Source organism: Pseudomonas sp. GNP013, from assembly GCF_054343995.1.
This window is the reverse complement of sequence record NZ_JBTGUT010000001.1, coordinates 1,847,789-1,866,241: the sequence shown is the minus strand read 5'-3', so window position 1 is coordinate 1,866,241 and position 18,453 is coordinate 1,847,789. Positions and strand designations below refer to the sequence as shown.

The following is an 18,453-nucleotide window of genomic DNA, read 5'->3' as shown; positions in this document are numbered from 1 at the left end:
CAGTTGGCCGCAACGGGACAATCCCGGCACGGGGAACCAGACGGACATTGGTGTGCCTGAGACGGACAATCGCGCCTTAACTGAACTGTTGACGGTACTGGGTGGGGTTCAGACCGAGTTTTTCGCTGAACAGAAAGCGCATATGCCGCACGCTGCCAAAGCCTGCGTGGAAGGCCACGGTCTTGAGCGGCAGGTCGGTGGTTTCCAGCAGGTGCCGGGCGCGGTCGATGCGCGCGCCCTGCAGGAACGCCATGGGTGTCATCTGCACTTCCCTGGCAAACAGCCGCGCAAAATGCCGCGCGCTCATGCCGGCCAGCGCCGCCATCGAGTCGATGCTGAACGGCTGGTCCAACTGCGCGAGCACCTGGTTCTGCACGCGGGTGATTACGGTTTCGTGGGGGGCCACTGCGGCGGTCATCGGGCTGAACTGGGCCTGGCCGCCCTGGCGTTTCATCACCACCAGCAGCACCTTGGCCACGTCCACCGCAACCTGCTTGCCATGGTCCTGGGCCACCACCGACAGCGCGAGGTCGATGCCGGCGGTGACCCCACCCGAGGTGATCAGGCGGCCGTCCTGCAGGTAGATGTGGTCGGTCTCGACAGTGGCCTTGGGAAAGCCCTTGATCAATCGCTCGGTGTAGTGCCAATGGGTCGTGACCCGACGACCGTCGAGCAGCCCGGCGTGCCCCAGCACAAAGGCACCGGTGCAGATCGAGCCATAGCGTGTGGCCCGTGGTGCGGCGGCCTTGAGCCAGGGCAACAGCGCGGGATGGCATTCGTTGTAGGCACCGGGGCCGCCGGGCACCAGCAGCAGGTCGTAGGCGGCGTCGGACTGGTGCAGCAGCAGGTCGGGCTGCACCTTCACACCGTTGGAGGCGATCACCTGGCCCGCATCGATGCCGAGGGTGACGATCCGGTAATGGTCCGCCGCCGGCAGGTAGCGGTTGGCAATCGAAAACACTTCGAGCGGGCCGGCCATGTCGAGCAGCAGGAAGTCCGGAAACAGCACCATGGCCACGGTTTTCATAGCGTCAATATCCATCACGAGGGAAAGCGGCGGCCATTATGGCATGGCTTTTACTGTCAACTCTGGGGAGACGGTTATTCAGCTTTCATCGTCTTAATGAATACCTGCGTAACCATTAACCTTCTTCTCAACGCCAGCGCCCTGCCTGTTGCAGCCCGCGCTCACTTGAGGACACCACCATGCTGACCCTTCGCAACGCTTCTGAACGCGGCGCCGCCAATCACGGTTGGTTGAAGTCGTTTCACACCTTCTCCTTCGCCAGCTACTGGAACCCTGCCGAACAGGGCTTTTCCGACCTGCTGGTGATCAACGATGACCGCGTCGCTGCCGGCAAGGGCTTCGGCCAGCACCCGCACCGCGACATGGAGATTTTCTCCTATGTGCTCGAAGGCGCTCTGGAACACAAGGACACCCTGGGCACCGGCTCGGTGATCCGTCCCGGCGATGTGCAACTGATGAGCGCCGGCAGCGGCGTGGCCCACAGCGAGTTCAACCACAGCCAGCGCCAGGGCGTGCACTTCCTGCAAATCTGGATCGTGCCGAACGTGTCCGGCGCCGAACCGCGCTATCAGCAGGAACACTTCAGCGAGACGCAGAAACGCGGGCGGTTGCAATTGATCATTTCGCCGGATGGCGCCAACGGCTCGCTGCATGTACGCCAGGACGCGCGGGTGTATGCCGGCCTGTTCAACGGCGACGAAACCGCGACCCTGGACGTGGCGACCGACCGCCATCTGTATATCCACGTGGCGCGCGGCAGCGTCGAGGTCAACGGCCAACGCTTGCATGAAGGCGACGGCGCCCGGGTGCGTGACGAGCGGCAGATCCATCTGAGCCAGGGCGAGGACGCCGAAGTGCTGGTGTTCGACCTGCGCCCCCATGAACTGCCGCAAATGCCATGATCTTCCCTGGCATCAGGCAGCCCCCTGTGGGGGTAGCCTGAGGGTTAGATACCCTGCCCAAACCGCCGAATGGCCAGGCAATACCCCACCAACGCGACCGCCGCCAGCAACCCGCCCGCCGCGCCGATCCAGGCGAAGCCGAAGTGGCTGCCGACCCAGCTGCCCATGAGGGCGCCGCCGCCGATGCCGATGTTGTAGATGCCGGAGAACATCGCCATGGCCACGTCCGTGGCGTCGGGTGCAAGCACCAGCACCTTGGACTGCATGGCGAGGCCAAAACCCATGATCGCCATGCCCCAGAAAATGCTCAGCAGCACCAGGTAGGACTCGGCGCCGCTCAGCGGCAGCATCAGGGCCAGGCATGCGGCGAGAATGAACACCGCACCGACCACGAACAGATGGGGATTGAAACGATGCACCAGGCTGAACAGCAGCGAGCCGATGATGCCCGCGCCGCCGAATACCAGCAGGATCAGGGTGACCGCGCTGCCGCTCATGCCGGCCACGCCTTCGACGAAGGGTTCGATGTAGCTGTAGGCGGTGAATTGCGCCGTCACCGTCAACGCGGTGAGCACGTAGAGCGCCACCAGCGCCGGGCGTTTGAACAGCAGCGGCAGGCTGCGCAGCGAACCGGAGTTCTGGCTCGGCAGCAACGGCAAGGTGCGCGCCAGCCAGAACACCAGCGCCGCGGCGAAGGCGCCGATCACCAGGAAGGTGGTGCGCCAGCCCATGGCTTCACCGAGCAGGCGGCCCAGAGGAATGCCCAATACCATCGCCAGTGACGTACCGGTGGCGAGCAGGCCGAGGGCCTGCACCTGCTTGCCCTCCGGCGCCAGGCGTACCGCCAGCGAGGCGGTGATCGACCAGAACAGGGCATGGGACAGCGCAATGCCGACGCGACTGACCATCAACAGGCCAAAGCTGGTAGCGACGCTGGAGAGGATATGGCTGGCGATAAACATGCCGAACAACACGATCAGCAATTTGCGCCGCTCGATGTTGCGCGTCAGCAGCATCACCGGCAGCGAGGTCAGGGAAACGATCCAGGCATAGATGGTGAGCATCAGACCGACGTTGGCAATCGGCATGTCGAAGCTGGCGCCGATGGCGCTGAGCAGGCCGACCGGCACGAATTCAGTGGTGTTGAACACAAACGCGGCCAGCGCGAGGGCGATGACCGGCTGCCAGTTGGGCTGGGGTGTTGCGGCTGAAAGGCTCATGGAACGGCGAGGTACTCTGAAGAGGGTCAAAACGGCCACGCAGAACCTGCGTGACCGCCGAGCATTCTATAGGTTTCTCGCCGGCGCTGTGGGCGCCGGGCCTGCCCAGCTGTCGGGCAAGGGCTCAGGGCGACGTCAGGGTAATTAAATAGTTGCCCGATTCGAGCGGCTTGCCGGTGGCGTCGACCAGCTGGTAGCGCTGGTCAAAATAGCGCCCGTCACGGCTCTGCGACACCAGCTGTGCGCGGGCCGCGCCGCCGCCCGTGGCCATGTTGCGCGCCTCCAGGCGGCTGCTGCGACTGTCAGCGATGCAACCGCTCAATTCCATCACTGCGCCACTGCGCGCAGTTGTCGCGCACCCGGCCTCGACGATGCTGCCCCTGAACTCGATCACCCCGTGGCCGGCCGACTGCGCCGCGCTGCACACACCTGCGGCCACACACAACAGGCCCGCCACTACCGAAACGCTCTTGATCTTCATGCTGACTTCCTTCCTGGGCTCTTGAGAAGTAAGTCGTCTGACGCGGCGTTAACTTGAGCTTATTCGTCGGTGCCTATGACCTGGATCAAGGATCCACCTGCGCCATCAGCTCCGGAATGCTTTCCGGCCGATTCGCATAGCGCTGCGCCAAGCCCGCGCACACCATCAACTGGATCTGGTGAAACAGCATCAGCGGCAGGATCAGCACCCCCATGCTCGCCCCGGCAAACAGCACCTGCGCCATCGGCACGCCGGTGGCCAGGCTTTTCTTCGAGCCGCAGAACAAAATGGTGATGCGGTCCTCCTGATTGAAGCCCAACAGCTTGCCCAACAGGGTCGACGCCACCAGCACCAGGGCGAGCAGTACGCAGCAGGCCAGCACCAGCCCGCCCAGTTCCCACAGCGGAATCTGATACCAGATACCTTCGTTGACCGCTTCGCTGAACGCGCCGTAGACCACCAGCAGGATCGAACCCTGGTCGACAAACTTGAGCCAGGATTTATTGCGCCCGACCCAGTCGCCGATCCAGCGGCGGGCAATCTGCCCGGCGATAAACGGCAGCAACAGCTGCACGCTGATTTTCAGGATCGCATCCACCGTGGAGCCGCCGTCACCGTGCACGTTGAGCAGCAGCGTCACCAGCAGCGGCGTGAGGAAGATGCCGAACAGACTGGACGCCGCCGCGCTGCAGATCGCCGCCGGAATATTGCCGCGTGCCAGGGAGGTGAAGGCAATCGCCGACTGCACCGTGGCCGGCAACGCGCACAGGTAGAGCATGCCCATGTACAGGTCTTTACCGATCAGCGGCGACAGCACCGGCTTGAGCGCCAGCCCCAGCAGTGGAAACAGCACGAAGGTCAGGCTGAACACCAGCAAGTGCAGGCGCCAATGGCCGGCACCGGCGACGATGGCCGTGCGCGACAGCTTGGCGCCGTGCAGAAAAAACAGCAGCGCAATCGCCAGGTTGGTCACCCAGCCGAAGGCCACCGCCGCCTGGCCGTTGACCGGCAACAGGGAGGCGAGGATCACCGTGGCGATCAGGGTCAGGGTGAAATTGTCGGGGAGAAAACGTGGACGGGTCATAAGCAAATCTTCCAGGGGTTGCCAAGCGCACCGTGGCGACTCTAACGTAACGGCCTGTTACCGACTAACGCCAATGAGCCAGTAAATGCCGCCTAAAGGACACGAAAAGACCGTTCGGCGCAGTGTGCCCGGGCTTTCCAGCCTGCCGCGTCCGGTGTACGGGCGCACCGAATCCCTGCCCAATCGCGCCCTCACACGCCGGCACAGCCACCCGTGGGTGCAATTGTCGTACGCGATTTCCGGGGTATTGGAGATTCAGACCAGCGCCGGACGCTTCGTCGCTCCGCCTCAGCGCGCGGTGTGGATCCCGGCGGGCATGCCGCACCGGGTGTACAGCGCGCCGCACACCGAGATGCGCAGCTTGTACCTCGATTGCAGCGTGACCACCTGGGCGGTCGAGCGCTGCCATGTGCTGGAGGTGAGCAGCCTGTTGCGCGAGCTGATTCGCAGCTTCAGCGCGTTGCCGGTGGCCTACGCCGAGGACGGGCCGCAGGGGCGTCTGGCCCAGGTGCTGCTGGATCAGTTGGCGGCAGCGCCGCAGGTGGACTTGATGCTGCCCCTGCCCCACGACCCGCGCTTGCGCCAGATCTACCGCAGCCTGAGCCTGCATCCGGAACAGCAGACGACCCTGAGTGAGTGGAGCCGCAAACTGGCGGTGAGTGAGAAGACGCTCAGCCGGTTGTTTTTGGGGGATACCGGGTTGACCTTTCGTGCCTGGCGTCAGCGCTTGCGGTTGCTCAGTGCACTGCCCGCGCTGGAACAGGGTGAGCGGGTGACGGATGTGGCGTTGGGGTGTGGGTATGAATCGACGTCGGCGTTTATTAATGCGTTTCGGCAGCAGTTTGGGGGGACGCCTGGGGAGTTTTTTCGCTAGCCGACTGGGTACATATCCGTTAGTTGGGTAACGGCGGGTATGGGTTCCGCCCTTACGGCGGGTCACTTTTGGAAAAGAGCCCCAAAAGTAACCAAAAGGGCTCTTGCCCCACCACTCGGCACCTCGCTAATGCTCGGTGTGCCCGCACGCAGGCTTGAATCCGTGGGCCGCCGCGATGGGCCATCCTTGGCCCAGCGCGGCTAACCCGGCGTCCTGCCGGGTTACCCACGGATTCAAGCCTGCGTGCGGCCAGCGTGGTTAACGGGGCGCTTGAGATCAAGATCAAAAGCCAAAGCAGAGCCAGAGCCAGAGCAAAGCAGATCAAAAGCAGTGTGATATCCAACAGACAAATGGAGATCAACTGTGGGAGGGGGCTTGCTCCCGATAGCAGTGGGTCAGCTACCAATAAGCTGACTGACACTCAGCCATCGGGAGCAAGCCCCCTCCCACATTTTGAACAGCGTTCGGCAGACAATTCCGGTCGGCTCTAAGGCCGCCGCGCTTTTGCTTTTGATCTGTGGCGCCCCGTCAAACACGCTGGCCGAACGCAGGCTTTGGAGCGTGGGTAACCCGGCAGGACGCCGGGTTAGCCGCGCTGGGCCAAGGATGGCCCATCGCGGCGGCCCACGCTCCAAAGCCGGAGTGAGGGCACACCGAGCCTAAGCGAGGTGCCGAGTGTTGGGGCAAGAGCCCTTTTGGTTACTTTTGGGGCTCTTTTCCAAAAGTGACCCGCTGTAAAAGCGGAACCCTAAGTAGCCGTTACCGCAGCAACGGATATGCACCCAAGCCCCCCATCAGAATCAACCCCCCTCCCCCCCATAAGCCTCTTCAAAAAAGTAATCCTTCCAACTCCCCGCCTTGTTCTTCAACACCCCCAACGCCTGCAATTTCTCGGCATAGATATAGGTCCGCTGCGGCACGATAGTGAAATCAATCTCCGGGTCCTGCACGATTTTCTCCACCAGTTCCAGCGGCAACTTCGACTGTTCTATCCGGATATAAGCCTTGGCCGCCGCCGGCTTGTCAGCCTTGATAATCTGCTCGGCCTCAGCCAGCGCTGCATAAAACGCCTTGTAGGTTTTGGGATTCTCATCGTGAAATTTCTGCGTCGTGTAAAGCACGTTGAACGTAGCCGGACCGCCCAGAATGTCGTAAGAACTGAGCACCTTGTGCACCTTGGGATTCAACAACTCCTGATACTGGAACGGCGGGCTGGAGAAGTGCGCATTGATCTCCGAGCCCCCGGCAATCAGCGCCGCCGTGGCGTCGGGGTGGGCCAGGCTGATGGAGATCTCATCGAACTTCTTGTAGTTGGCATCACCGAACTGCCGGGCCGTCTCGATCTGCAGGGTGCGCGACTGGAAACCCACGCCGGCGGCGGGCACGGCGATGCGGTCTTTCTCGGTGAAGTCCTTGAGGGTCTTCACCTCGGGATTGTTGCTGAGCAGGTAGTTGGGCATCGAGCCCAGGGAGGCGATGGCCTTGACGTTCTGTTTGCCTTTGGTACGGTCCCACAGGGTGAGCATCGGCGGGACACCCGCCGAGACCACGTCCAGCGCGCCGGCGAGCAGCGATTCGTTCATGGCGGTGGCGCCGGAAATGCTGTTCCATTCCACCTGGATATCCAGGCCCTGTTCCTTGCCGTGCTTTTCGATCAGGTGCTGGTCGCGCACGACGTCGAGGATCAGGTAGCCAATACCGAACTGCTGGGCGATGCTGATTTTGCCTTCGGCGTGCGCGCCAACGCTGAGCAGGGCGCTCGCGACGGCCAGCAGGGTCAGGGAAGAACGCTTGAAAGTCATGAGGGGTCTGCCGCGTCGTCGTAAAGGTGACTGAGGGTAGCGACGATTTTTAAGACTGGAAAAGAATATCGGGATCTATTGTTATGCAAATAATCCCCAAACCAACGCTCGGCTGTTATTGTGCCGCGCTTTGAGATACTGCCGCCGACCTGCGAGGAAATCGACGTTGAACACTGACGAAAAAATGACTGGGGACCTGTTCGAGGTGGATAAGCGCCTGTCACTCAAGAACGTGGTGGACTTCAACGCCTACCTGCGCAGCGCGTTCGGCGATGGCCCGTGCACCTGCGTGCGCTGCGTTGCCGGCGGCGGTGACGAGCGCGACTATGCGTTCCAGCACACCTTCAGCTTTGACGCGAAACCCACCCACCGCCGCTTCGCCTCGACGGCAGGCAGTGATGTGCTGATGGCATTGAAGAAGGCGTGGTTGTCCTACACCAAGGCCGAGTTGCCGCTCAGCGGTGTGCTGGAGCTGGACACGGTGAAGGCGTTTGTCGAGCCGCAACTGCACAAACGCGTGGCACCGCTTTTTCTGGCCAGCGGGCTGGTCAAGGACGTTGAAGGCGAACTGCACCTTCAGCCTCAAGCGGCCTGAAACCAGCCTTTAAAGATGAGGGAGGGCGCAATCCCCCTCCCCCATTCAGACTAAAAACCCGGCACGCCCTGCACACGAAACTCCGGTGTCAGCTCTTCCTCCAGCGGCTCCACCAGTGGCCGATCATCGATCCCCGGCATCAGGATCACCTTGCGGCAATTCTCCTCGCCCTTGTCAAACAATTCGTACCCGCGCGCGGCCTGCTCCAGCGACAGCCGATGGGTAACGATCGCCTCGGGATTCAGGTGCCCCAGCTCAATGTGTTCAAGCAGCTCAGGCAAAAAGCGCTGCACATGGGTCTGGCCCATCTTGAACGTAAGGCCCTTGTCGAACGCATCGCCAAACATGAAGCCATGGATAAACCCGGCATACACCCCCGCCACGCTGACCACGCCACCACGGCGCACGGCCGCAATGCACTGGCGCAACGCCTTGCCGCTGCTGCCTTCGATCTTGAGCGTGGTGAGGATGGTTTCGGTGGTGCTGCCCTTGGCCTCGAACCCCACCGCGTCCACCACGCCGTCGACGCCGCGCATGCCGGCGGTTTGACGGATGATGGTGTCGGCAGGATCGTCGTCTTCCTCGAAGTTGATCGGGATCACGCCGTACATTTTCTGCGCGTAGGCCAGTCGGTACGGGTGGTCATCGACCATGAATATCTGCTCGGCGCCCAGCATCTGCGCGCAGGCCGCACTGAGCAGGCCCACCGGGCCCGCGCCGTAGATCGCCACGCTGGAGCCCTTGCCGATACCCGCATTGGTCACGGCCTGCCAGGCGGTGGGCAAGATGTCCGAGAGGAACAGCACCTTCTCGTCCGACAGGGTGCCGGGCACCTTGAACGGTCCGGTGTTGGCCTTGGGCACCCGCACCAGTTCGGCCTGCCCGCCCGGCACACCGCCATACAGGCGGCTGTAGCCAAACAACGCGGCGCCCGGTGGAATCGCCTTTTTGTTGAGGATCGCTCCACGGCCATCGTTGGTGGTTTCGCAGGCGGCAAATTGCTGCAACTGGCAGAAGAAACAATCGCCACAGGCAATCACGAAGGGGATCACCACACGGTCGCCGCGTTGCACTGCCGTGACTGCCGGGCCGGTTTCTTCGACGATGCCCATGAATTCATGGCCGAAAATATCGCCGTGTTCCACCGTGGGGATCTTGCCCCGGTACAGGTGCAGGTCGGAGCCGCAGATGGCGGTGGCCGTGACGCGCAGGATGATGTCGTCGGGTTGTTCAATGATGGGATCGGGGACCGTGTCCACCTGCACCTTATGGGCGCCTTGATAGGTCATGGCTCGCATGGGTTGCTCTCCTTTGAGTTGACTGCATCTGAATTAACCGCCCATCACCGCAAGCGGGTCACGGTGAGGGCGACCACGGCGATCCGCTCCACGCGTTCATAGCCCGGTTTATCGAGTTCTTCGCCGAACACATCGGGGTCCAGTTCGCGGTAGGTCCAGCCGAACGCATCGTTGCCCAGCAATGGCCGCGCGGCTTCCAGGAATGGGTCGATGCCGGCCACCATCGCCACGCCGGTGTAGAGCACCAGGCTGCCACCCAGGGACAGGCGTTGCAGCGCCTGCTCAAGGATGCGCAGCGACAACTGTTCGCCCAGCGCACCGCCGCCGTGGCGATAGGCGCGCTGGCCGTCGTCGTTCATGTAGGGCGGGTTGGCGACGATCAGGTCGAACGTGCCCTCCACGCTTGCCAGGATATCGCTCTGGTAGACGCTGACATTATTCAGCCCGGCCAGCTCGGCATTCACCGCTGTCATTCGCAGGGCCTGGGGATTGATGTCCACCGCCAGCACCTCGGCGGCGTGCCGTGCCTGGGCGATCACCAACGCACCGACACCGGCGCCGCAGCCAATGTCCACCGCCCGCCGCAGCGGCTCGAAGCGTTGCTGCAGATGGGCGTCGATTACCTGAGCGAATCGGTAGCTGTCGGGGCCGAAGAACACCGCGTCGGCCTCGGTGGTAGGAAACGGCGAATGGGCAAACAGCAGCTCACCCAGGCTCGACCAGCGCACCGTGCTGCGCCACAGGGCGTCGTGCTTTTCGATCACTCCGGCCTGGCATAGCTCGTCGCGAAACGCGTCGGGCATCAGGTCGCTGTCGAACGGCATCGACCAGCCGAACACATCGCGCAGGTTCATCGCCAGCGGCGTGGCCAGGCGTTTGAACACACGTTCGTGGGTCAGAGGCGTCGGTGTGATGAAGCGATAGCCGCTTTCCTTCAGACCACGACCCAGGTTGAGCAAGGCGCGATCGGCAAGTTGTTGTGCAGACATAAGCAGGCTTCCTCAGCGCAGGCGCGCACGTAGCTGGATAAAGCGGCGAGTGGCATACAGGCCCACCGGCAGGCCGTGGCGTCGCGCGGTCATCCACGGGATCAGGGTGTTGATCTGCTGCTCGTCGGGCAGCTGCCACAGCGACTCCACCAGGGCCTGGGTGTCCGGGTCTGCCGGGCGATGCTGTTCGCGGGAAAAGCGGCTGCCGCGCCCCGGCCGCACCGGTGTCACCCGCTGCGGGCTGACCCAACTGCCGGCAATCCAATCGTGCAGGACTTGTTTTTCATAACCGCTGAAAGCCCCGAACATCGCCGCGCCGGCGCCTTCGATCAGCTGCCAGAAGCGGCTTTCGGCCGGGTCCTGGTTGCGCTTGATCCAGCCCTTGTCCTGCAGCGCGGTGAGGAAGTCGCCGATCTGACCCGGCTTGGCCAGCCACTGGTTGACGGTCTTGCCCTCGAAGCGGCAGTAGTCCGAATGCATGTGCTGACCGAAGCTGCGCTTGCGCTCCAGCATGGCCACCACCTCATCCTGCAGGTTGAAGCCTTCGATCACGGCGGTGGTGCCCGCGCCGAGGTCGTTGAGGCGATAGCCCTGAGCCACGCGCCGGTAGAATTCGTCCCTGCCCTCGCCCAGCGGCAACAGGCTCAACACCGACTGCGCCGCCTTGCAGGCATGGCCGCTGCCGGCGTTGTCGATGGTGACGTGCAGGGTGAAGTAATACGGGTCGATGCCCAGTTCGCTCAGTTCATAGGAGGTGATCAACAGGTGCAGAGGCAACTGCTCGTAGCCCAGGTTATAACCGATGATTTCCGGCAGAAACTGCTCGGCACTCAGCCCCAGGGCCAATTGCAGGGCACCTTGCAGGTAGTGCTCGTCTTCGACCCCGGCTTCGCTGTCGGCATCGTGGTCGCTGAGCAATTTACGGTAGATCACCACATGGTTCTGCGCGGCTTCGCCGTCGCCCAATTCTTCCAGGTAGGTGGTGAGCAGGCCGTCGAAGCGCTGGTCCTGCCAGTAGCGCAGCAGCCCGTAGAGCCAGGCGCCATCGACGTATTTGGTCGGCGCCACGCGCTGCAGCACGTAGAGCGCATGAGCCCTGTTCTGAAAATAACGGCGTGGTCGGCCCTGCTGGCGCTGTTCAAGGTATTCGGCGTATTGCTCGGCCACGGCGGTGCAGCGTTGCTCCACCCAGGCGGGCAGTTGCTCAGGGGTATCGGGCAGTTCGTTGGCGGCGTGTTGCACCTGCGCCAGCTGGCTGTGCAAAAATTCATGGGCCAGCTCGCGGGCATTGGGCGCTTCGTTGTAAAGCTGTTGGTACACCCGCTGATAGTGGCCGTGGTTTGAGTGATGAACAGAGGCCGGCTGGCCCGACAGCGCCGTTAACAGGGTCATGATGGCAGTTCCCGCAAAGTCCGATGCAATCTGGCCTTCAACCGTGAAGACCCCAAACGGGCGCGCGTTAGCAGGCGCCTCTAAAGTGCAGAGCGTCGGGCAGTGCGGAAAATTCAATCGGGGTTGGGACGGCGGGGATCAGTGGTCTATGGGTGCAAGGCAGCACCGACAGCTGATGGCGGCTGATGGCGGCTGATGTGCCGAGAGGCTCAAGGGTATTTCTGACGTGAATGCAGGACGTTGACTATTTCAATCCGCTCAAGCGTTACTCGATAAACAAGAACGTAATTGGGATGTACCACGACCTCTCGAGTCCCCGGCACGCGTCCGCCGGGATAAAGGTAAGGATGCTCAGTGAGTGGTAGAGGAGCCACTTCAAGACGGGCTTTTAAACGTCTTGCCGCATCAGGATTTTCAGCAGCAATGAAAGTGACGATATCGATCAGATCGGCAATGGCCTCATCGAGCCAAACAAGCGCCAGCATCAGGCTTTTGACCACTGCTTGCGTTCTGCCTCCAGAATGATCGCTTCAACCCGCGCCATCACTTCGTCATGAGGAACGCCACTGCCAGGATTGGCCAGACTCTTTTCGACCTTTGCCCGAAACCACAGATCATGGCTGCTTGCCTGCTCTTCGGTCTCAAACTCGGAAACGATTGGGGAAAGCGGAACACCCATGACATGACCTCCTGTATGAATGCTCAGCAGTCTAGTAGCAACCTCCTGTCTTGTCTCTGGCCTCCGGATGAAATGCAGGCCTGCTTTTAACAGCAAGCCTGCATCCCCGGCATGGTTATTTGCGCGCCGCCTCCCACTGCTTGAGCAGGTCGTTGTAGCTCACGGTTTCGCCTTTGGGTTTTTCGTTGGCCAGTTTCGGCTTGGGCGCGCCCGGTTGGTCGAACCAGTATTGCGCATCACGCTCAGGGTTCATTTTCGGACCGCACACCGGTTGCACCTTGGAGCGTTCCAGGCGGGTCATGATCGCGTCCTGTTCCCTGGCCAGGTTGTCCAGTGCCTGTTGCGGGGTTTTCTCGCCGCTGGCGGCGGCGGCGATGTTGCTCCACCACAGTTGCGCCAGGCGTGGGTAGTCCGGCACGTTGGTGCCGGTCGGCGACCATTCGGTGCGCGCCGGGCTGCGGTAAAACTCCACCAGGCCACCGAGTTTGGGCGCCATGTCGGTCATGGCCTGTGAGTTGATGTCCGACTCACGAATCGGCGTCAGGCCGACGATGGTTTTCTTCAGCGAGACAGTTTTCGAGGTCACGAACTGCGCGTAGAGCCAGGCCGCGAGTTTCTGTTTCTCCGGCGTCGACTTGAGGAAGGTCCAGGAGCCTACGTCCTGATAGCCCTTCTTCATGCCCTTTTCCCAGTAAGGCCCTACAGGCGACGGCGCCATGCGCCATTTCGGCGTGCCGTCGGCATTCACTACCGGCAGACCCGGTTTGACCATGTCGGCGGTAAACGCGGTGTACCAGAAGATCTGCTGCGCGATGTTGCCTTGGGACGGCACCGGGCCGGATTCGGAGAAGGTCATGCCCGCCGCTTCCGGAGGCGCGTAGGCTTTCATCCAGTCGACGTATTTCTGCGTGGCGAACACGGCGGCCGGGCCGTTGGTGTCGCCGCCCCGGGTGACGCTGGAGCCCACCGGGTGGCAGTCCTCCACGCGAATGCCCCACTCGTCCACCGGCAAGCCGTTGGGCAGCCCCTTGTCGCCGCCGCCGGCCATGGAGAACCAGGCATCGGTAAAGCGCCAGCCCAGTGACGGGTCTTTCTTGCCGTAATCCATGTGCCCGTAGATGCGCTTGCCGTCGATTTCCTTGACGTCTTCGCTGAAGAACTTGGCGATGTCCTCGTAGGCCGACCAGTTCACCGGCACGCCGAGGTCGTAGCCGTATTTTTCCTTGAACTTGGCTTTCAGCTCAGGCCGCTCGAACCAGTCGGCGCGGAACCAGTAAAGGTTGGCGAACTGCTGGTCGGGCAACTGATACAGCTTGCCGTCCGGTGCGGTGGTGAAGGACAGGCCGATGAAGTCCTTGAGGTCCAGGGTCGGCGAGGTGAAGTCCTTGCCTTCGTTGGCCATCAGGTCGGTGATCGATTCGGTCTTGCCGTAGCGAAAGTGCGTACCGATCAAGTCGGAATCGTTGACCCAGCCGTCATAGATATTCTTGTCGGACTGCATCTGGGTCTGCAGCTTTTCCACCACGTCGCCTTCCTGCAGCAGGTCGTGGGTCAGCTTGATGCCGGTGATTTCGCTGAAGGCCTTGGCCAGTACCTTGGACTCATACTCGTGGGTGGTGAGGGTTTCCGACACCACGTTGATCTTCATCCCACGGAACGGTTCGGCGGCCTTGATAAACCACTTCAATTCCTCCAACTGCTGTTCGGCCGTGAGGGTGGACGGTTTGAACTCGCTGCCGATCCATTTTTTCGCGGCGTCTTCGTACGCATCGGCCCAGGCCGACGCGCTCAAACCGCTGAGGGCCAGTACGGCAGCCAATGAAATGCTATGTCGCAGCTTATTGTTGTTATTCAACATAGAGACCTCCTGGTTGTTTATTCACAAGGGCACTAGCCCCAACGCATCACACTCAACAGCCATACCAGGGAGAGCGCGGACGCCACCCAGATGCTCCAGTCGGTAACGCCGATCACCAGTAAATGCAGGTAGGCGCTGCCGAGAAGACCGATAAACAAACGATCACCACGGGTGGTGCTGATCGGCAGAAACCCGCGCCGGGGGATGCTCGGCGAGCGCAGTTCCCAGGTGGTCATGCCCGCCAGAATCAGCGCGATGCCGCCAAAGAACAGTGCAGTAGGGGTGGTCCAGGCCATCCATTCCATCATCGACTCCTCAGACCCGGCCCAGGGCAAAGCCCTTGGCCACGTGGTTGCGAACAAACCAGATCACCAGCATGCCCGGCAGGATGGTCAACACGCCCGCTGCCGCCAATACGCCCCAGTCGATGCCCGACGCCGACACCGTGCGCGTCATAACCGCCGCAATCGGCTTGGCATTGACCGAGGTGAGCGTGCGCGCCAGCAGCAGTTCGACCCAGGAAAACATGAAGCAGAAAAACGCCGTGACGCCGATGCCGGAGCCGATCAGCGGGATAAAGATCTTCACAAAGAACTTGGGGAACGAGTAGCCGTCGATGTAAGCGGTTTCGTCGATTTCCTTGGGCACCCCGGACATGAAGCCCTCCAGGATCCACACCGCCAGCGGCACGTTGAACAGGCAGTGCGCCAGCGCCACCGCGATATGCGTGTCGAACAGGCCAATGGAGGAATACAGCTGGAAAAACGGCAGCAGAAACACCGCCGGTGGCGCCATGCGGTTGGTCAGCAGCCAGAAGAACAGGTGCTTGTCGCCGAGGAACCGGTAGCGTGAAAACGCGTACGCCGCCGGCAGCGCCACACTCAGGGAGATCACCGTGTTCAAACTCACGTAATACAGCGAGTTGAGGTAGCCGGTGTACCAGCTCGGGTCGGTGAAGATCACCTTGTAGTTGGCCAGGGTGAAGTCCTGCGGAAACAACGTCAGCCCGCCGAGGATTTCGGTGTTGCTCTTGAAGGACATGTTCAACAGCCAGTAGATCGGCACCAGCAGGAACAGGATGTAGATCAGCAACGGGATTAGCTTGCGTTTGCTCATGTTGGCGGCCTCAGCGGTTGGCGTCGGAGTGGGTCATGGCGGTGTAGAACAGCCAGGACACCAACAGGATGATCAGGAAGTACACCAGGGAAAACGCCGCCGCCGGGCCCAGGTCGAATTGGCCGACGGCCATCTGGGTCAGGGTCTGACTGAGGAAAGTGGTGGCGTTACCCGGCCCGCCGCCCGTCAACACGAAGGGCTCGGTGTAGATCATGAAGCTGTCCATGAAGCGCAGCATCACCGCGATCAGCAGCACGCTTTTCATCTTGGGCAGTTGGATGTGTCGGAACACCGCCCATGCCGACGCGCGATCGATCCGCGCCGCCTGGTAATACACATCCGGAATCGCGCGCAGGCCGGAGTAGCACAGCAGCGCCACCAGCGAGGTCCAGTGCCACACGTCCATCACCAGCACGGTGACCCAGGCGTCCGCCGTATTCGCCGCATAGTTGTAGCTGATGCCCAGGGCGTTGAGGCTGTAGCCGAGCAGGCCGATATCGGCGCGGCCGAAGATCTGCCAGATGGTGCCCACCACGTTCCACGGGATCAGCAAGGGAATCGCCAGAATGATCAACACCAGTGACGACCAGCGCCCCTTGGTCGGCATCGTCAGGGCGATGGCGATGCCCAGCGGGATTTCGATCAGCAGCACGCAGGCCGAATAGATGAACTGGCGCAGCAGCGAGTCGTGCAGGCGCGGGTCGAGCAGCACCTGTTTGTACCAGTCGGCGCCGACAAAATAGCGGCTGGACTGGTCGAAAATATCCTGCACCGAGTAATTGACCACGGTCATCATCGGGATCACCGCACTGAATGCCACCAGCAGGAACACCGGTAACACCAGCCACCAAGCCTTGTTGTTCTGCACCTTGTTCATGGCAGCACCTCCAGCAGGTAATCGTCGGCGTACAGCATCAGCCACTGCGCGGGAAAACTGATCGACACCGTGCCTTCGGGCACCGGTTTGTCTTCGGCCAGGCGCACCTTGAGCACCGCGCCGTCGAGCTTGAGGGTGATGATCTTGTAGGTGCCCAGGTCTTCCAGGTGCGTGACGTCGGCCTGCAGGGCGTCAGGGTTGTACTCGTCCCACACGTGGATGAATTCCGGGCGAATGCCCACCTGCAACTTCGTGTAGGGCGCAGTGGCGAGGCGCTGTTGCAGCGCCTCGGACAACGGCAAATGCGTACCGGCAAAGCGCACACCGCCCGCCTCGGCCTGCACCTCGATCAGGTTCATGCCGGGGCTGCCGATGAAGTAGCCGACAAAGGTGTGGCTGGGCCGCTCGAACAAGTCCCGTGGCGTACCAAACTGCACGATCTGCCCGCCGTACATCACCGCGATCTTGTCGGCGAAGGTCGAGGCCTCCAACTGGTCGTGGGTGACGTAGACCATGGTGATGTTGAACTGCTCATGAATCTGCTTGAGCTTGCGCCGCAGTTTCCACTTCAGGTGCGGGTCGATCACCGTCAACGGTTCGTCAAACAGGATCGCCGACACGTCGTCGCGCACCAGGCCACGGCCCATCGAGACCTTCTGTTTTTCGTCGGCGGTGAGGTTGCGTGCCTTCTTGCTCAGCAGGTTTTGCAGGTCGAGGACTTCGGCAATTTCCGCCACCTTGCTGTGAACCTTCGCCTCAGCCATGCCCTGGTTGCGCAGGGGGAAAGCCAGGTTGTCGAACACGGTCATGGTGTCGTACACCACCGGGAACTGGAACACCTGGGCGATGTTGCGTTTCTCCGGGGTGAGGTCGTTGACCACCTTGCCGTCGAACAGCACCTGGCCTTCGGACGGGCTGAGCAGGCCGGAGATGATATTGAGCAAGGTCGACTTGCCGCAGCCCGATGGCCCGAGCAAGGCATAGGCGCCGCCCTGCTCCCAGACGTGGTTCATGGCGCGAATCGCATAGTCCTCGGGACCGACGGGCGCTGCGCTGTAGCTGTGCGCCAGGTTCTGCAAATGGATCTCGGCCATCAGGCAACCCTCGCGACACGGCGCCCGGGCGCCTGGACCAGGCGGCCCTCGGCATCGAACACAAACAGTTTATGGGTGGGGATATACACGCGGATCGGCGCGTCGACGTCGTATTCGTGCACCCCCGGCAAATGCAGCACCAGCAGGAAGTGCTCGCTGCGCACGTGCAGGAAGGTTTCCGAGCCGCTGATCTCGGCGACTTCCACCGTGACCGCCAGCTCCAGGTCGTCGTCGTTGCTCGGCACCAGGCTGATATGGCTGGGGCGCACACCGAAGCGGAATTCGCCTTCGCCGATGGGGCGCAGGTCGACGTTGAGCGGGAAGTGCACGAAGTTGGCGAAGCTCACTTCATTGCCGCTGATACGTCCGGGCATCAGGTTGATCGGCGGTTCGGAGAACAGTTCGGCGGCGAGTACGCTGTGCGGCTGGTGATAGACCTCGGCGGCCTTGCCGCTCTGGATCACCCGGCCTTCGTGCAGGATGGTGGTGGTGCCGCCCAGGGCCAGGGCTTCGTTGGGCTCGGTGGTGGCATAGATAGCGATGGTGTGGCGCGCCGCGAACAGCTCGCGCATTTCCTGACGCAGCTCTTCGCGCAGTTTGTAGTCCAGGTTCACCAGCGGCTCGTCGAACAGAATCAGCTCGGCGTCCTTGACCAGCGCGCGGGCCATGGCCGTGCGTTGCTGCTGGCCACCGGACAACTCCAGCGGGTGGCGCTTGAGGAACTTCTCGATGCGCAGCATGCGCGCGGTTTCCAGCACCTTGCTCTGGATCACGTCGTCCGCCACACCGGCCTGGCGCAGCGGCGAGGCGATGTTTTCGAACACGGTCATGGTTGGGTAGTTGATGAACTGCTGGTACACCATCGACACGTTGCGCAGGCGTACCGGCGTGTTCGTGACATCCACGCCGTGCATCAGGATGCGGCCGCTGTCGGGCTTGTCCAGCCCGGCCATCAGGCGCATCAGGCTGGTCTTGCCGGACAGGGTGCGGCCGAGCAAAACGTTGAAGGAACCGGCTTCGAAACGCAGGTTGGCGTCGTCGATCCAGGTGTGGCCTTCTACGACGCGGGAGACATGTTCCAGGGTCAATGACATGACACGACCTTTTTATTATTGGAATGAATCTGGCCACTCGTCAGAGCGAGTTTCGTGCCAATAACGGCAGG

The 18,453-nt window shown here is 61.9% G+C and carries 19 protein-coding genes; 3 read left to right on the top strand and 16 right to left on the bottom strand.

Going from position 1 to position 18,453, the window contains the following annotated elements:
• Positions 1-76: 76 nt before the first annotated feature.
• Entirely contained in the window at positions 77-1,027 is a 951-nt protein-coding gene (locus tag ACXX81_RS08430) for a GlxA family transcriptional regulator (protein WP_209982590.1), read from the bottom strand.
• 179 nt (positions 1,028-1,206) lie between these two features.
• Between ACXX81_RS08430 and ACXX81_RS08425 the strand changes: the two genes are divergently transcribed.
• Positions 1,207-1,929 (top strand): pirin family protein, encoded by a 723-nt coding sequence (locus tag ACXX81_RS08425; protein WP_458571494.1) that lies wholly within the window; start codon positions 1,207-1,209, stop codon positions 1,927-1,929.
• Between the two features lie 44 nt (positions 1,930-1,973).
• On the opposite strand, the gene ACXX81_RS08420 is transcribed toward ACXX81_RS08425, so the two are convergent.
• From ACXX81_RS08420 to ACXX81_RS08410, 3 genes are all read right to left on the bottom strand, one after another.
• Positions 1,974-3,149, bottom strand: a complete 1,176-nt coding sequence (locus ACXX81_RS08420) for a sugar transporter (RefSeq protein WP_209982594.1) — start codon at positions 3,147-3,149, stop codon at positions 1,974-1,976.
• Between the two features lie 124 nt (positions 3,150-3,273).
• On the bottom strand, positions 3,274-3,630 hold the full coding sequence (locus ACXX81_RS08415; protein ID WP_209982596.1) for a type 1 fimbrial protein: 357 nt from the start codon (positions 3,628-3,630) through the stop codon (positions 3,274-3,276).
• 85 nt (positions 3,631-3,715) lie between these two features.
• Positions 3,716-4,714 carry a bile acid:sodium symporter family protein gene (locus ACXX81_RS08410; RefSeq protein WP_209982598.1) on the bottom strand — a complete coding sequence of 333 codons (999 nt, stop codon included), beginning with the start codon at positions 4,712-4,714 and terminating at the stop codon, positions 3,716-3,718.
• An 85-nt stretch (positions 4,715-4,799) separates the two neighbouring features.
• Here ACXX81_RS08410 and ACXX81_RS08405 point away from each other — a divergent pair, with 85 nt between their 5' ends.
• Entirely contained in the window at positions 4,800-5,588 is a 789-nt protein-coding gene (locus ACXX81_RS08405; RefSeq protein WP_458571493.1) for an AraC family transcriptional regulator, read from the top strand.
• Positions 5,589-6,388: 800 nt separating this feature from the next.
• Here ACXX81_RS08405 and ACXX81_RS08400 read toward each other — a convergent pair.
• A complete protein-coding gene (locus ACXX81_RS08400; protein ID WP_458571492.1) occupies positions 6,389-7,390 on the bottom strand; it encodes an ABC transporter substrate-binding protein in 1,002 nt (333 codons plus the stop codon).
• A 166-nt stretch (positions 7,391-7,556) separates the two neighbouring features.
• Here ACXX81_RS08400 and ACXX81_RS08395 point away from each other — a divergent pair, with 166 nt between their 5' ends.
• Positions 7,557-7,985, top strand: coding sequence for a hypothetical protein (locus ACXX81_RS08395; protein WP_209982604.1), 429 nt, complete (start codon positions 7,557-7,559; stop codon positions 7,983-7,985).
• A 50-nt stretch (positions 7,986-8,035) separates the two neighbouring features.
• Here ACXX81_RS08395 and ACXX81_RS08390 read toward each other — a convergent pair whose 3' ends face one another.
• The 11 genes from ACXX81_RS08390 to ACXX81_RS08340 all read right to left on the bottom strand — a co-directional run bounded on the left by ACXX81_RS08390 (position 8,036) and on the right by ACXX81_RS08340 (position 18,382).
• Entirely contained in the window at positions 8,036-9,283 is a 1,248-nt protein-coding gene (locus ACXX81_RS08390) for a zinc-dependent alcohol dehydrogenase (protein ID WP_209982606.1), read from the bottom strand.
• Between the two features lie 44 nt (positions 9,284-9,327).
• A complete protein-coding gene (locus ACXX81_RS08385; RefSeq protein WP_458571491.1) occupies positions 9,328-10,272 on the bottom strand; it encodes a methyltransferase in 945 nt (314 codons plus the stop codon).
• Between the two features lie 12 nt (positions 10,273-10,284).
• Positions 10,285-11,664, bottom strand: a complete 1,380-nt coding sequence (locus tag ACXX81_RS08380) for an iron-containing redox enzyme family protein (protein WP_458571490.1) — start codon at positions 11,662-11,664, stop codon at positions 10,285-10,287.
• A 209-nt stretch (positions 11,665-11,873) separates the two neighbouring features.
• The gene (locus ACXX81_RS08375; RefSeq protein ID WP_209982612.1) at positions 11,874-12,149 is read right to left on the bottom strand and encodes a type II toxin-antitoxin system RelE/ParE family toxin; all 276 of its coding nucleotides are present in this window, start codon (positions 12,147-12,149) and stop codon (positions 11,874-11,876) included.
• Positions 12,149-12,343, bottom strand: a complete 195-nt coding sequence (gene relB / locus ACXX81_RS08370) for a type II toxin-antitoxin system RelB family antitoxin (protein ID WP_458571489.1) — start codon at positions 12,341-12,343, stop codon at positions 12,149-12,151. Before relB ends, ACXX81_RS08375 begins: the two co-directional genes overlap by 1 nt.
• Positions 12,344-12,458: 115 nt before the next feature.
• The gene (locus tag ACXX81_RS08365) at positions 12,459-14,201 is read right to left on the bottom strand and encodes an ABC transporter substrate-binding protein (RefSeq protein WP_231423839.1); all 1,743 of its coding nucleotides are present in this window, start codon (positions 14,199-14,201) and stop codon (positions 12,459-12,461) included.
• 32 nt (positions 14,202-14,233) lie between these two features.
• Positions 14,234-14,506, bottom strand: a complete 273-nt coding sequence (locus ACXX81_RS08360; RefSeq protein WP_003232363.1) for a DUF2160 domain-containing protein — start codon at positions 14,504-14,506, stop codon at positions 14,234-14,236.
• A 10-nt stretch (positions 14,507-14,516) separates the two neighbouring features.
• Positions 14,517-15,317, bottom strand: coding sequence for a carbohydrate ABC transporter permease (locus ACXX81_RS08355; protein WP_003232361.1), 801 nt, complete (start codon positions 15,315-15,317; stop codon positions 14,517-14,519).
• A gap of 10 nt (positions 15,318-15,327) precedes the next feature.
• Positions 15,328-16,194 (bottom strand): carbohydrate ABC transporter permease, encoded by an 867-nt coding sequence (locus ACXX81_RS08350; protein WP_017735078.1) that lies wholly within the window; start codon positions 16,192-16,194, stop codon positions 15,328-15,330.
• Entirely contained in the window at positions 16,191-17,288 is a 1,098-nt protein-coding gene (locus ACXX81_RS08345; protein ID WP_209982618.1) for an ABC transporter ATP-binding protein, read from the bottom strand. The genes ACXX81_RS08350 and ACXX81_RS08345 overlap by 4 nt, the downstream gene beginning before the upstream one ends.
• Positions 17,288-18,382, bottom strand: coding sequence for an ABC transporter ATP-binding protein (locus tag ACXX81_RS08340; protein ID WP_209982621.1), 1,095 nt, complete (start codon positions 18,380-18,382; stop codon positions 17,288-17,290). Before ACXX81_RS08340 ends, ACXX81_RS08345 begins: the two co-directional genes overlap by 1 nt.
• Positions 18,383-18,453 lie beyond the last annotated feature (71 nt).